The 11,674-nt window shown below is 53.0% G+C and carries 16 protein-coding genes; 9 read left to right on the forward strand and 7 right to left on the reverse strand.

The genetic code is table 11. From position 1 onward, the window contains the following. The 6 genes from JOD20_RS25785 to JOD20_RS25810 all read right to left on the reverse strand — a co-directional run. The coding region (locus JOD20_RS25785; protein WP_204758041.1) for a HEAT repeat domain-containing protein at positions 1–688 on the reverse strand (688 nt) is incomplete at its 3' end. A gap of 199 nt (positions 689–887) precedes the next feature. Then, positions 888–1,307 carry a hypothetical protein gene (locus JOD20_RS25790; protein WP_204758042.1) on the reverse strand — a complete coding sequence of 140 codons (420 nt, stop codon included), beginning with the start codon at positions 1,305–1,307 and terminating at the stop codon, positions 888–890. Positions 1,308–1,379: 72 nt separating this feature from the next. Beyond that, positions 1,380–1,958, reverse strand: coding sequence for a phosphatase PAP2 family protein (locus JOD20_RS25795; protein WP_204758043.1), 579 nt, complete (start codon positions 1,956–1,958; stop codon positions 1,380–1,382). Then, on the reverse strand, positions 1,955–3,028 hold the full coding sequence (locus tag JOD20_RS25800) for a hypothetical protein (protein WP_204758044.1): 1,074 nt from the start codon (positions 3,026–3,028) through the stop codon (positions 1,955–1,957). Before JOD20_RS25800 ends, JOD20_RS25795 begins: the two co-directional genes overlap by 4 nt. 1 nt (position 3,029) lies before the next feature. Next, the gene (locus JOD20_RS25805) at positions 3,030–3,533 is read right to left on the reverse strand and encodes a hypothetical protein (RefSeq protein ID WP_204758045.1); all 504 of its coding nucleotides are present in this window, start codon (positions 3,531–3,533) and stop codon (positions 3,030–3,032) included. Beyond that, a complete protein-coding gene (locus JOD20_RS25810; RefSeq protein WP_204758046.1) occupies positions 3,533–3,907 on the reverse strand; it encodes a helix-turn-helix domain-containing protein in 375 nt (124 codons plus the stop codon). The genes JOD20_RS25805 and JOD20_RS25810 overlap by 1 nt, the downstream gene beginning before the upstream one ends. A 168-nt stretch (positions 3,908–4,075) precedes the next feature. On the opposite strand from JOD20_RS25810, the gene JOD20_RS25815 reads away from it, so the two are divergent. Further along, the gene (locus JOD20_RS25815; RefSeq protein ID WP_204758047.1) at positions 4,076–4,432 is read left to right on the forward strand and encodes a response regulator transcription factor; all 357 of its coding nucleotides are present in this window, start codon (positions 4,076–4,078) and stop codon (positions 4,430–4,432) included. A 136-nt stretch (positions 4,433–4,568) separates the two neighbouring features. On the opposite strand, the gene JOD20_RS25820 is transcribed toward JOD20_RS25815, so the two are convergent. After that, complete coding sequence (locus JOD20_RS25820; RefSeq protein WP_204758048.1) at positions 4,569–4,937, reverse strand: helix-turn-helix domain-containing protein; 369 nt, start codon at positions 4,935–4,937, stop codon at positions 4,569–4,571. Positions 4,938–5,718: 781 nt separating this feature from the next. On the opposite strand from JOD20_RS25820, the gene JOD20_RS25825 reads away from it, so the two are divergent. The 8 genes from JOD20_RS25825 to JOD20_RS25860 all read left to right on the forward strand — a co-directional run bounded on the left by JOD20_RS25825 (position 5,719) and on the right by JOD20_RS25860 (position 11,610). Further along, positions 5,719–7,311, forward strand: a complete 1,593-nt coding sequence (locus tag JOD20_RS25825) for a hypothetical protein (protein ID WP_239584090.1) — start codon at positions 5,719–5,721, stop codon at positions 7,309–7,311. 128 nt (positions 7,312–7,439) lie between these two features. Further along, positions 7,440–7,814, forward strand: a complete 375-nt coding sequence (locus JOD20_RS25830; protein ID WP_204758050.1) for a hypothetical protein — start codon at positions 7,440–7,442, stop codon at positions 7,812–7,814. A gap of 50 nt (positions 7,815–7,864) precedes the next feature. Beyond that, a complete protein-coding gene (locus tag JOD20_RS25835) occupies positions 7,865–8,152 on the forward strand; it encodes a hypothetical protein (RefSeq protein WP_204758051.1) in 288 nt (95 codons plus the stop codon). Positions 8,153–8,301: 149 nt separating this feature from the next. Next, a complete protein-coding gene (locus JOD20_RS25840; RefSeq protein ID WP_204758052.1) occupies positions 8,302–8,658 on the forward strand; it encodes a single-stranded DNA-binding protein in 357 nt (118 codons plus the stop codon). Continuing rightward, the gene (locus JOD20_RS25845; RefSeq protein ID WP_204758053.1) at positions 8,655–9,125 is read left to right on the forward strand and encodes a hypothetical protein; all 471 of its coding nucleotides are present in this window, start codon (positions 8,655–8,657) and stop codon (positions 9,123–9,125) included. The genes JOD20_RS25840 and JOD20_RS25845 overlap by 4 nt, the downstream gene beginning before the upstream one ends. Beyond that, complete coding sequence (locus JOD20_RS25850; protein WP_204758054.1) at positions 9,110–10,711, forward strand: sialidase/neuraminidase family protein; 1,602 nt, start codon at positions 9,110–9,112, stop codon at positions 10,709–10,711. Before JOD20_RS25845 ends, JOD20_RS25850 begins: the two co-directional genes overlap by 16 nt. 31 nt (positions 10,712–10,742) lie before the next feature. After that, positions 10,743–11,084 carry a hypothetical protein gene (locus tag JOD20_RS25855; RefSeq protein ID WP_204758055.1) on the forward strand — a complete coding sequence of 114 codons (342 nt, stop codon included), beginning with the start codon at positions 10,743–10,745 and terminating at the stop codon, positions 11,082–11,084. 28 nt (positions 11,085–11,112) lie between these two features. Next, positions 11,113–11,610 carry a hypothetical protein gene (locus JOD20_RS25860; RefSeq protein ID WP_204758056.1) on the forward strand — a complete coding sequence of 166 codons (498 nt, stop codon included), beginning with the start codon at positions 11,113–11,115 and terminating at the stop codon, positions 11,608–11,610. Positions 11,611–11,674: the final 64 nt, after the last annotated feature.

The following is an 11,674-nucleotide window of genomic DNA, read 5'->3' on the forward strand; positions in this document are numbered from 1 at the left end:
GGGAGTCATGGTGGTCCTTTCCTTGGTCTGTTGCATTTCCAAGTATAGTCCACCTGGCTCTCGTTAATTTTGCACCACTTTCGTTATACCACCCCTGAATCTGTGCGAGGGCGGTCTGCACGGCCTGCGCAATCGTTTTGTTGTGCTTGATAATCCGTTGGTCGTCACGTGCCGCTTCAAGCGCCGCAATGGCCCGCAAATCGCCCAAGCGCCCTAAGGCGCGTACCGTATAAAAGCGAACTACTATTTGAGGATTATCCATCGCCACAATTAATGCTGGGACAGCCCGCCGATCGCCCCGTCTGCCCAAGAGTGTTGCCACATGGGGATGTTGCGCCTGTTCAAATGCGCGGAGCAGCACCATAAACGCCACATCATCGGGAAAGTACGCCAGACCCTTGAGCGCAGAAAACATCCCCTGTTCATAGGCAGCTATGAGGGACGGAATGGCCCGGGGATCGCCAATTTTTCCAAGCGCAATTGCCGCACTGCTTGCCAGCGATAGGACCTGAAAATCCTCCACATGCATGGGGCTTTTTATGGTATTCGCGTTGTCAAGCAGCGCGATCAACATGGGTACCGCTTCCCGTGCGCGCTGTTCCCCAAGGATAAAAACAGCATTCATCCGCACCGAGAGATCAGCGTGATCCAGTTGGTGGAGAAGGTCATCAAGCGTATGGTCGTGCATTCGTTCATCCCTCATCGCGAAATGTATCCGGTATCGGCCTTGGCAACGGGTATCATGTATCGTGGGATGTAGGGTCGGCCATCAGCATCGCAGCGAGCGCGAAGGCGTTGAGGGCTTCCACGTGGGGCGTGCGCGATTGGCCATTGTTTGTTCTCTAATCCTATCCTATAAACCAGCATGCTATAGATGCCCACTCAGTTCACGCTTCCAATGCATTGGCAAGCCCTGCATAGCGGATCCCCGTGAGGGTTGGCGCAAGGACTAGCGCAACGCGGGTGCATACCCCATGGTCGCGGTGCCAGGTGTGTTCGTTCAACAGCAGTCGGAGTGTTTCCATGCGCGGCACACCGCGTTTTCGCCCTGTCACAATGGTTCCATTAGGCCGAAGGGCCAACGTACCACGGAGCAGTTCAATGAACCCTGCCTGATAGAGGTTCATCAGCGCTGCCAGTGTTTGTTCCCGAACCAGTGGATCAGGAAGAAGGTGTAGGGCTGTGTGATCGGGTAGATCGGTCGCCGCTTCGCGCACGGCCATGGCACAAGCAAAGAGGCTCTGATCGGCTTCAAGCAGCAAGTCCAGCAACATCCACTCGCCCTCGGTTAACACCGTCTCCATCATATCATCCTTTTGTCTCCACCTTGGCAGCAGCCGAATTGATTGCAACATCAATTCGACTGCTGGTGCAATACGTTAAGCAACGGTGGTGAGCGTAATCAGCAACAGTGTTCCAAAGAATCCCACAATCCAGCCAGCCACCACTTGTGTAGGGGTATGCTGTTTTAAGGGAATCCGTGAGAGTCCCACTAGCATGGCACAGCCTGCACTGACGAGCGTGGCGGTAGTCGAGACAGGAATCAGTAAGGCCACACAACACATCGGAATCGTGGCATGAAAACTAATATCCCACCAGAGCCGATTAATGACCATAACCCCGATAATCACCACAAATGATACCACTGCATTTTGGATAATGACCCATGGTTGCCCTGTTCCATAATAGATCAGAATCGCGGTGAGAAAGCCGATCATAATCATGCTGAAGGCTACGGTACGATTGTACTGACCATTATTGACACGTTTTGACACCCGCATATAGGCAATGCCTGGTATTAAACAGCCCACCAAGATTAATGGATTGATCAATGCATGAAGTGGGTCGTGATAGAGGGACATGTTAACCAGCCAAGCAGCGACATTCACGAAGGTCAAGGGATGCAAGATGCGTGAAATGAGTGCAGCACTGGTTGTGATAGGTGATTGCTTGTTCATGCGTATAGCCCTACCCGCGTCAAGTGCTTGGCCACCGAGACACTATCACGAATTTCATCGCTGGGCATAATGGGAGGTTCCAATAATCCGAAGTCGGTAAAGACTCTTTTTTCGTGTGAAAGCTCCATTAATAGTTGTGCTTTTTTGGCGGCAGATCGATACCCCGTATGATCTGTATGCGTCCAGATCATCAACCAACAATCAGCAATTTCTGTCAATTGATCATCACGGCTTCGAAATGTTCCATCAAAGCGAACGCCTGGAACCAAGGGCGTAATGGTTTGATGCAGCTGCGCGATTAAGCGATTATGGGTTGAAATCCGTTTTGCAATCAATTGCTCAATAGGCCGAAAAAGTCTATTAAGCAAGGCTTTTGGGATCAATGGGAGAATGGCAAAAATACCAAATGCGACGGCAAAAAGGAGCTTGCAGAGGTCATAGAGTGCATTCAGATTTGTTTTATAGGTTGTATTGCCTGCCGCACTGAACAGAACATTAATAAACATGGCTCCCATACCACAGGCAAGAAAGACAATACAGAGTGGGCCAAGATACCACCAGATAGCTTTTTTTGCTTCGCTATGGGTGTAGGTCTCGTTATTAAAGGTGACGAGAATGGCAAGACTAATTGTGAAGATCAGTCCATAATTGATACCATAAAAGAGGTAATACCAGAGTGTAGGATTAAAGGGTTCATTATCACTAAATGAGGCGAAATTGGCACCATCAATAGCAATTAATCCAATCATAACCACGGATATGGCTGTAACCCAAAGAAACAAGCGATTTTTCGTGATACTGATATAGGCTTTGTTCTGGCGTAATTGTAAGGCTCCAAGATGTACAAACACCATAGAGTAATATTGAGAGAGTGTTGCGATCCCATCAATCACCAACGAATGATTATCGACTGAGCGGAGCATAGGGTGGAGCGGAAGGAGCAACCCCCCAAGCACGAATTTGAAAATAGCATTACCACTAATTCGTTCGGCGTTGCGCCGTAATTTGATACTGTAAATCACTAAAATAGTGAGTGCAACCGTAATAAGAACAATCCGTGGGAGCGACACCTTAATCTCCTTCAAGCAAATCGGATAAAACAAGGCTTTCATTCTGTGCGTGAGCAGTAATAATATTGGCTAAGATTCGTGCAAGTGTTTCCGCATTACGCTCGACCATATCATCAAAGGTATCAAAAAAACGTTGGCGCGAGGTCACATCGTTGTGGCGCTGCTGTTGTCGGAGAAATTGGCGGTATCCAGCAGTGGCCTCACCATGAGAATACAACGGAAGATCGCCATTGATAAAATGGGCCATTTCGTGAAGTTGAGTTATTTTCTTTTGTGTTTTTGTTAATCCTCGACGGGTCGCAATCAGATCACAATCGCGGAGCGCAATTGCATAGCCAGTCATTCCTGGCGGCATGGTATCTTCTTCTAACCGCAACGGTTTTCCTCGCCACCGCTCGATATAGCCACGTAAGTGTTCATGGGAAAATGTTCCCCCTAGTTCATGGAGCAGCCGTCGCAAGGAATGTGTAACCGTCGGCGATAAATCTTGCCGACTGAAACCCATTATTCTCCCTCCTCCTCCACGGTTCCAAGCGCATCATCGAGCGCAGCCTCAAGAAGAGCCTCAAGTTTGCGACGAACAGCAAGGCTTGCCTTTGAAGCGCGCGCCAGCGTTTGTGCGGTATGATCATCAGGCTGTGCGATTGGCATTGCTTCAAGTTCGGGAAAGAAGAATGAAGATGGCACCCGAAAAAATTGGCAAAGTGAAAGTAAAACATCCCGCCCAGGATTGGTAATAGTTCCATTTCGAAGCTTTGATAAGTGTGAGGGTGATAATGTTCCAATGGCTTCGCAAACTTCCTTATGGGTATATTCACGGCCATTAGGTTTCCGATGAGTGCGAAATAGATTATCGATTAATTCCGCAACAGTCCCCATAAAGCGCCTCAATTCAAATATGTCAAAAAAGCTATAAATTGACACTAAGAAATTACTAACTTATAATCCACTTGTTTCTTATTATATAAGAAATTATACCAAATTCTATGCACCATACTCACCTGTTGGGAGTGGTTGCAGTGGTTGTAGTCAGGAATACGGTGCAAAATGCGCATATCCCAGATTAATGTACCGCTGAATCAGCTTACCCGCCTCGTTTCAAAACTACGTTATATACCTGGCGCTCATGAGGTTGCTGATCAGCTTGACAAGCAAGTTGCTCATCTCTCAAGGCTCTTAACCCCAGAGCAAACTGGCCTTCAACAAATCCTCGATCCATTGACCCCGCGTGAGCAAGCTATTCTGAGGCTTGTTGCCAAAGGATTATCAAATCGACAAGTTGCGGCACACGTCTCTTTAACAGAGGGAACTATCAAACAATATATGAGTTCGATCCTGAGTAAATTAGCTGCAAATGATCGTACCCATGCTGTTGTGATTGCAACTGAAAACAGGCTAATATAGCTAGATTAGTAGGCTTATAGTAATAGGATAAAAGTAGTACTGGTACTAACGAAAGTTAGTACCAAGAACACTTTTTATAGTTTATATTGGTATAAACATCGCCTGATATGAGGTAAATATTATGAGGAGAGGTATTTTATTGATGTGTTGATTGACTACGATTAAGTGCAACGATTAACTCATTTAGCTTTAATCGTGATTCTTGGTCTAAGGTATCACCGCGGAAAATGATAGTTATATCCCTTGTGTATTCCTTATTTTCAAGATCAAGATCTTCTAATTCAGGAAAGAAGTATGTTGGAGTAACCTTAAAGAATCGGCAAAGTCCGATAATTGTCTCCCGCCCTGGGTTGTTGATTTTTCCGTTTCGTAATCGAGATAAATATGATGGTGCTACGGCACCATTAAGTGCCTCACTTACTTCAGTAAGTGAGTATTCTTTGCCGTCAGGACGTTTATGAGTCTGGAAAAGGTGGTCAATAAGCTCTGCAAAGGTAGGATACACGGATTAGCCCTTTCGGGAATGCTTTGACAATTAGTATAGGAATGCATATAATGCCAATACATCGAGAGACAAAAAAACCGTAACAGAATATCTGTCGGTAGCAGGTAATTTTACCAGTGAATCTCGTATGTATTGAGCCTTAGGGCTTTTGCATTAAGGAAGGAAGCCGCCCGGCGTAGGAAACTTGGCGACTTCCTCGCGTTTTGACCGTCAGGAAAGCTCCTTAACAATCGATGCCTTAATTGTACCCGATCACTCAGAACTCTTCAATATCCTGACATCATGGCGTGCAGCGTCGCGCTGAAGGTCGTTCTGTTTGAGAGGTCCTATTGCTTATGTTAATACGACTTTGAGTTGGGTGCAGTTTAAAGTTTGGACTATCCAAACAATAGGGAATAGTAAAACAAGGGGGTAGTGGCTATTCCAAGGAGGATTCTGCTTGCATGATCGCTGTTCACTGTAGTACACTCGTGTGGTATAGTGTGTACCAGTTTATTTATTAATCAAGGAAGGTCATCCGACCCAGACTTAAAGATACCACCGTGACACCGTTGTGTCTCTCTGAAGCTAGCGGGGAAATGAAAAACTAGCTAAAAAAGAAAGAACGCGTCTCTAGCCGCCAAGCTGTCGCGTTCCTCTTGTATCGATACTCCCAACATTGGGAGGTTTGTTGCTGTCTTTGAGTATACGATGCTTGCATAGGAATGTCAAGCACGGCAAAGATGGCAGGGAGCGTTATACCCGTATGCCATCCCATCACCCTTCTGGTGGGGCCACCGCCATGCGCACACCGCCGTGGTTGGCTGCCCCGGATTCTGATTATCTCTGGGTTCCGACCCAGCTGCTCGCCACCCTGTATGATTCACCCACCGCCATTGGACTCTTTACGCTGATTGTGCGGCGCTGGCTCGCCAGTGACACCGCCACGGTCGCCATGAGCGATCAGGATATTCAGCGCTACGATCCTGCCCTCTGCCGTGGGTCGATTCGCGCCGCCATCAAGCGTCTGGTTGACGGCGGCTGGATTCAGGTGACGCGGCACGCCGGACGCAAGACGCAATACTGCCCTGCGTGGGGCATCAGTACTAAGGGCCGTCTCTGGTCGAAAACGCATCCGCAGCTGAATCGGCGGCGGGTGCGCACCGTGCGGCTTGATCGCAAATTGCTCGACGATTACATGGGACGCTTGATTCCCCATGCCAAAGCGCCTGCGCTGATTGAACGCTATGGCATGCGTGCCCACCTCACCTTGGCCGATGTTGGCACCTATTTACTCATGCAGCACACCAGCCATCCGGTCAGTGCCACTCCTGCCTTGGAGCAACTTGATTTGTGTTTCCAGTCGGAAGCCTTGGCGGTACCGACGACGGAAGAAACCTTGGCCAAAATGGAGCTAAGCGAGCAGGGCGCACGCCGCGTTGGCATCGTGAAACCGCCCGTCCAACCCCGTCCCGCAAGTACCGATCTGCGTCCCGCACTTTTTTTTGTGCCTGGGGAATTGGCTAGGCAGTTGGCTAGGCAGTTGGCTAGCCCAATGATGACGCAGGACAGCGGTTTTAGCGCAGCCCAACGGGGCAAAACGGCGGTTGTGAAAAAAGGATCGTTGGTCACAGGGATTAAAGGCAATAAAGCGAAAAAGAATCCCCCTACCCCCACAGACACAACCAAACAAATGCAAAAGAAAACACTCTGTGGTGGAGAGTTATCTTTTAGAGAAAATGGAGAGCCATTAATGAAAAACGACGACGGGGATGCAAAACCCAATCGTCCCAATCAGCCGCGCCGCCGCCGAAACATTATGTCAATTCCAGAAACACCGAGCGCCCAGCGGTTACGGGAATTGAACGTGCGGCCCCAGACCTGTGTCGAATTGGCCGATCTGCCGTTAGACCTGATCAACGCCTGTATTGCCGATGGCCAAGCACGGCCCGCCGTGCGCGACTTGGCCGCATGGACGGTCTCGATGGCCCGTGATGCGCGGGATCATGGCTGGCAGGTTGCCCTGGACAAGCGTGGTGCGCGACCAACGGACGACTTCTGGTCTAATCATGACGCGGCGATTGCCAAGCTCACCGCGCGGTTTGGTCGTGCGGATGACGCGGGAGCAGATACATCCCAATCAGCTGCGGATGAACCCCCATCCACCCCACCGCAACGCGGTGGCGATCAGCAGGAGGACGCGACGACCGATTGCCCCGACTGGATCGCGCCTGCACGGTGGCAAACGTTGTCGCCTGCACTTCGGGATGTCTTGGAGCGCTCGCGATTGCAGGGACGGCAGGTGATCGCCGCTGATAGCCGACGACAGCGACAGATGCCCGATTACGACGCACAGATTACGGGCTTGGTGACGGCTGCGCTGCTGCGGCGTTGATGTGCGATGCAAGGCCAGCAGTGCATCGTGTTGCATGATCCGACTGATGGTGCTTTGGATACACGCTCTGTACCAGAGGCGATGGGATGATAGCTTCACGAAATGTTCATGCATGAAGGGAGTTGTCAATGTCGCCATCCTATCAGGTGCCAGTGGAACAGAAGCCGTGGAAACAGGTCGTCAAACGAAGTCTGTTGCTTGTGGGTCTCGGTGGGGTTCCCGCAGGGTGGATTGCGACGCTGTGTGTTCAGCGCTTCCGCGATTTGCATGCCGTGTTCCCCACCCTTGAAGTTATCCGTCGCGACATTGCGATCATCGCGATTGTTCCTATGAGTCTTGTTTTGGTGCTCGCTGTGGGGTTTATTGGTCTCGATATCGTTCGTGTTCTCCACGGGAGAGCGGTACTGACGCAGACGTGGTTCCGAAGCGTGTTGATCGTGCTGGTGCTGGTGGTGCTGGTGGTCTTGTTTTATTGGTTTCTGATGTTCCCATTCCATGCATAATGGTTTTCAGCATGTGCTTGGCGCATGCACGCTTGCAGGGACGGCAGGTGATGGCCTATGATTGCGAGCGACAGCCCATGGTGGCCGAGTCCGAGGCGCAGATCGAACGCTTGATCATGGTCGTGCTGCTGCGGCGATACCTATCCGAGGGGCTGCCTATGCGCCTTCGTTCCTTCATTCGTGGGGTCTATACCATGCTTGCCGTGATGGTGGCGCTTGTGCTGCTGTCTGGTCGCGACGATCCCGCAACCAATCTGCTGCTAAGCCTTGCATCCATGCTGATCATTGGTTTGATCAGCTGGTGGGCGTGGCTTGGGGAACGCCAGCGCTCGGAGTAACGATGCCTGGTTGATTCCTGAATCCCTCATGCTGCCTGCGTCCTGCAGGAGCCTTTTTATTGTGTCTTTTTGCATCCTGAATCTGTTCCATGCTGCTCGCTGAGTAGGGTGGACTTTGTATTGGCTTTTTTTGTATGGAGGTGTTTCTCATGGCTAGTGATGTGAATTTGGTCGTGTTGGAAGGACGGGTGGTGAACGAGCCAGAGGTGAAGGTGACGACGGGCAATAGTTCGTTGACGACGTTTCGGATCGCGAATCACCGCTGGATACCAGGCAACGAGGGACGGGAAGGCCGTGAGGAGGTCAATTTCATGGCCGTGAGTTGTTGGGGGAACACCGCCGACCGCGTGGCCCAGCGGGTGAGTAAGGGCTGCAAAGTGGTGATCAAAGGCCGTTGGCAGGTGCGCCAGTGGGAGGATCAAACCAGCGGCCAACAACGCGAAGGCCACGAGCTGGTTGCCGATGATGTGGCCGTAACCCACGAGCCACTCGGAGCCGAGCGATGAGCGCGATCCGTGATGGCCTTCTGGCGCTGGTCGCGGATGTCCGCACGGGGATCGTGCAGTTTGGCGCGCAGGCTCGGCAGTATCTCACCCGTACCGATGCTGCCCATGTCTTGCTCATTGGGTTTGGGCTGCTGTTTGCGGACATACGGGAGTTCTGGCTTCAGGCTGATCCGCTGCTCGCCTGGTTGGATAACGGGTTGGTGCTGGGCACGATGCTGGCAGCATCCGCATTGGGGGCACGCTGGGCATTAATCGCGCGCACGGCAGCACAGTGGCGGATTGGCCAACAGTTCATCGAAGCCATGGCCCGCCTCGCGCTCGTGCGGGTTGGCGTAGGTTTCTTCGGGCCAGCGGTCGTGGACATGATCCGCACGATGCCGCTCGAATCCAGCACCCTCGCCGTTGCCTTTGCGCTGGTATGGTTGCTGGTGTGGCCGAAACGAGGCTGCCGATGCCACACCGATTAATCAGGAGTGGCTTGGTGGTACTGGCCTTGGTTGGCTGTGGCCGTCTTGCGCCCAGTCAACTTGCGGGAACCGCAGCGGCGTTGGGTTGTTGGCCGTATGGCGTTGAGCAGCCCCCACCAACCGCGACGGAACCCGTGATGTTGTCACCACCGCCGAGCGGAACCGGAACCCCGCTGCCCACCCTGACTGCCAGTCCAACCGCCGCGCCGACCATGCCCGTCTGTACCCCCGCCCCGAACACGCCGACCCTCACGCCATCACCAACACCCAGCCCAACCCCATGGACACGGCCCACCGCCGCGCCGCCTGGGGGGAAGGACACACCGCCGCTCAACCTGTCAAATATGCCAGGCTATGACCAAGACCCAAGCATCGCAATCCACCCCACTGAGGGCTGGGCGGCGGTCGTGTGGGCAAACTGGCTCAACGAGTTTCCGACCGAGGCAACCGTGTTGGTCAAAGTCCAAGACCCGCACACCAAAACATGGCGGCGCGGACTTGGCGTGAACACGGCAGCCGTCACGAAAGGGGCTGGCGCGCCCGCGATTGCCATTGACCCGCAAGGCCGCATCCATGTGGTCTTTGCGCAAGGAAACCAAGTGGTGATCACGACGAGCGCCGATGCTGGTCGCACGTGGACAGTGCCCGACCCAATCCCGCTGCCGAGCGGTAGCCAAGGCGGGCGCATGTTTCAGCTGACCATTGACGCAGCGGGCCAGCTGCACCTGTTCTTTATCAGTGCGGATAGCTGTTTTGATTGTTATCACGCCGTGCATGCGCAGCGGGCCAGTGACGGCAGCGGCCCATGGACATGGCAGGAGTGGCTGATTGCCGATTCCAAACAACTCTATGGTGATATTGCCACGGCGCAGCTGCCCAATGGCACGATCCGCACGGTCGTGGCGATTGGGGTTGGGGAGGCGGTGCGCATCGTGACCCAAGACGGACGCAATGGCGCATGGGTGGAACGACCGCTCAATCTTGGCGGCTTGCCGCTTCAGCCGCAGGTCGTGGCATGGATTGACCTCATTGCCTTTACCGACGCAGCAGGCCAGTCACAAACCTGCGTCGCTTGGGGCCAATACAGCAAAAGCGGCCTCTTTGTGGCCTGTTCGCGTGACGGTGGTCAAACGTGGGATGCGCCGGAAATACTGGCCACCCACGCCGCGCAGGGAACGGAGCCAACCCCCGATCCCGCCGCGCCAACCCCCGCGTTGGAGGACAACCCAAATCCGAGCGAATCAACGGGCCAACGCGGCTTTCATCCCGAACTCTTGTACGAACCCGCGACCGACAACCTCATGGCGATCTGGAGTCTGCTCGATGGCAGCGCCTCGACGCTGGTCTACAGTTACCGACCCGCAGCGGGCGGCGCATGGTTTCCTGTCATGACCACGACCGTGAGCGAACCCGCCTTGGGTGTGTTTGGCGCAACCCGTCGCAGCGCTGCGCGCAATCCCCGCTTGGCGTTTGCCGGACACGGTGTCGCGATGGTGACGTGGATGGAAATTGAGCGCGATGAAAACCTTGAGGTCTATGTCGGCGGTTTTCTGCCTGCAACCCTCTTAACCCGCCCAGAGAATTAGGGGTAAACCCCATGTTGATGGAAGAGGGTGTATGGCATCACCAAATACGGCCAAAGAACGCATTGCAGCTATCCAACGGATGTTAAACGATGTGGTCGATGGGTTGGATGGCAATGGATTTTCATGGTCAGCAGCCCAGCGAGACGAGCGGGTTTCCCTGCTTGAACACGTTGGCATAACATTACGCACCAAAACGCAACTGAACGCAATGGGCTATCGGTTGAAGCACGGAGCACAGCCCGTTGGGGTTGCACGCTATAAAGCACCATTGCACTGCTATGAGGAGCCGCTGTATATCCTTGAATATCAGTGCGTTGCGGTACCAAACGCTTCAGCCAATCCCCAAAAAAACAAGCAACCGACCGACGATTAGTTCTCGCCCAACGAACAGGAGCATCCGTATGAACGACCGCGCCGTGGGGTCGCTGGTGCTGATCGTCAGCCTTGCGACCCTGCTTGCTTGTGCGCCGACCTACGGCGACGACGACCAGCCACCGACGATTATCGCTAATTGGCAATGCCCGACCCCCAGCCCGATTCCCACCATCCAGTCGGGGACACTGCCTACGCCGGAACCGCCGACCAATGCGACCTACGTGCCAGGCACGGAGCCAACCGCCGAAGGCATCTACACCACACCCCTGCCAACCGCGACCCCATATGTGCGATTAGGGAGTGATTACTATGTCAACCAGCGCATTCAAATCAATCAGTACACCCTGCGCGTGACGAGTTACCGGACCCAGCCTGCCAGTAACGGCAACGCCTACCATCTCGTCACAATCGCGTTAGAGAACCCAACCCAAAGCGAATGGCCGCTGTATTTGGACTTCTCGCAGCTACGAGCGATCAAAGGAACGGACGGACGCATGATCAGTATGTCACCATTTCTCGTTTGAACGCTAAAATCATCACTGGTTCCCTGATCGGGTATGCTTGGGGTGCTATCCAACCAATCAGACC

Origin of the sequence: Herpetosiphon giganteus, from assembly GCF_016907925.1 — a bacterium.
GTDB lineage: Bacteria > Chloroflexota > Chloroflexia > Chloroflexales > Herpetosiphonaceae > Herpetosiphon > Herpetosiphon giganteus.

Excerpts from the sequence above, each read along its gene's own strand:
- JOD20_RS25795 (WP_204758043.1), bottom strand. The coding sequence starts at position 1,958 with ATGAACAAGCAATCACCTATCACAACCAGTGCTGCACTCATTTCACGC.
- JOD20_RS25825 (WP_239584090.1), top strand. The coding sequence starts at position 5,719 with ATGCGCACACCGCCGTGGTTGGCTGCCCCGGATTCTGATTATCTCTGG.
- JOD20_RS25805 (WP_204758045.1), bottom strand. The coding sequence starts at position 3,533 with ATGGGTTTCAGTCGGCAAGATTTATCGCCGACGGTTACACATTCCTTG.
- JOD20_RS25835 (WP_204758051.1), top strand. The coding sequence starts at position 7,865 with ATGGCCTATGATTGCGAGCGACAGCCCATGGTGGCCGAGTCCGAGGCG.
- JOD20_RS25790 (WP_204758042.1), bottom strand. The coding sequence starts at position 1,307 with ATGATGGAGACGGTGTTAACCGAGGGCGAGTGGATGTTGCTGGACTTG.
- JOD20_RS25855 (WP_204758055.1), top strand. The coding sequence starts at position 10,743 with ATGGCATCACCAAATACGGCCAAAGAACGCATTGCAGCTATCCAACGG.
- JOD20_RS25840 (WP_204758052.1), top strand. The coding sequence starts at position 8,302 with ATGGCTAGTGATGTGAATTTGGTCGTGTTGGAAGGACGGGTGGTGAAC.
- JOD20_RS25810 (WP_204758046.1), bottom strand. The coding sequence starts at position 3,907 with ATGGGGACTGTTGCGGAATTAATCGATAATCTATTTCGCACTCATCGG.
- JOD20_RS25830 (WP_204758050.1), top strand. The coding sequence starts at position 7,440 with ATGTCGCCATCCTATCAGGTGCCAGTGGAACAGAAGCCGTGGAAACAG.
- JOD20_RS25850 (WP_204758054.1), top strand. The coding sequence starts at position 9,110 with ATGCCACACCGATTAATCAGGAGTGGCTTGGTGGTACTGGCCTTGGTT.
- JOD20_RS25845 (WP_204758053.1), top strand. The coding sequence starts at position 8,655 with ATGAGCGCGATCCGTGATGGCCTTCTGGCGCTGGTCGCGGATGTCCGC.
- JOD20_RS25815 (WP_204758047.1), top strand. The coding sequence starts at position 4,076 with ATGCGCATATCCCAGATTAATGTACCGCTGAATCAGCTTACCCGCCTC.
- JOD20_RS25860 (WP_204758056.1), top strand. The coding sequence starts at position 11,113 with ATGAACGACCGCGCCGTGGGGTCGCTGGTGCTGATCGTCAGCCTTGCG.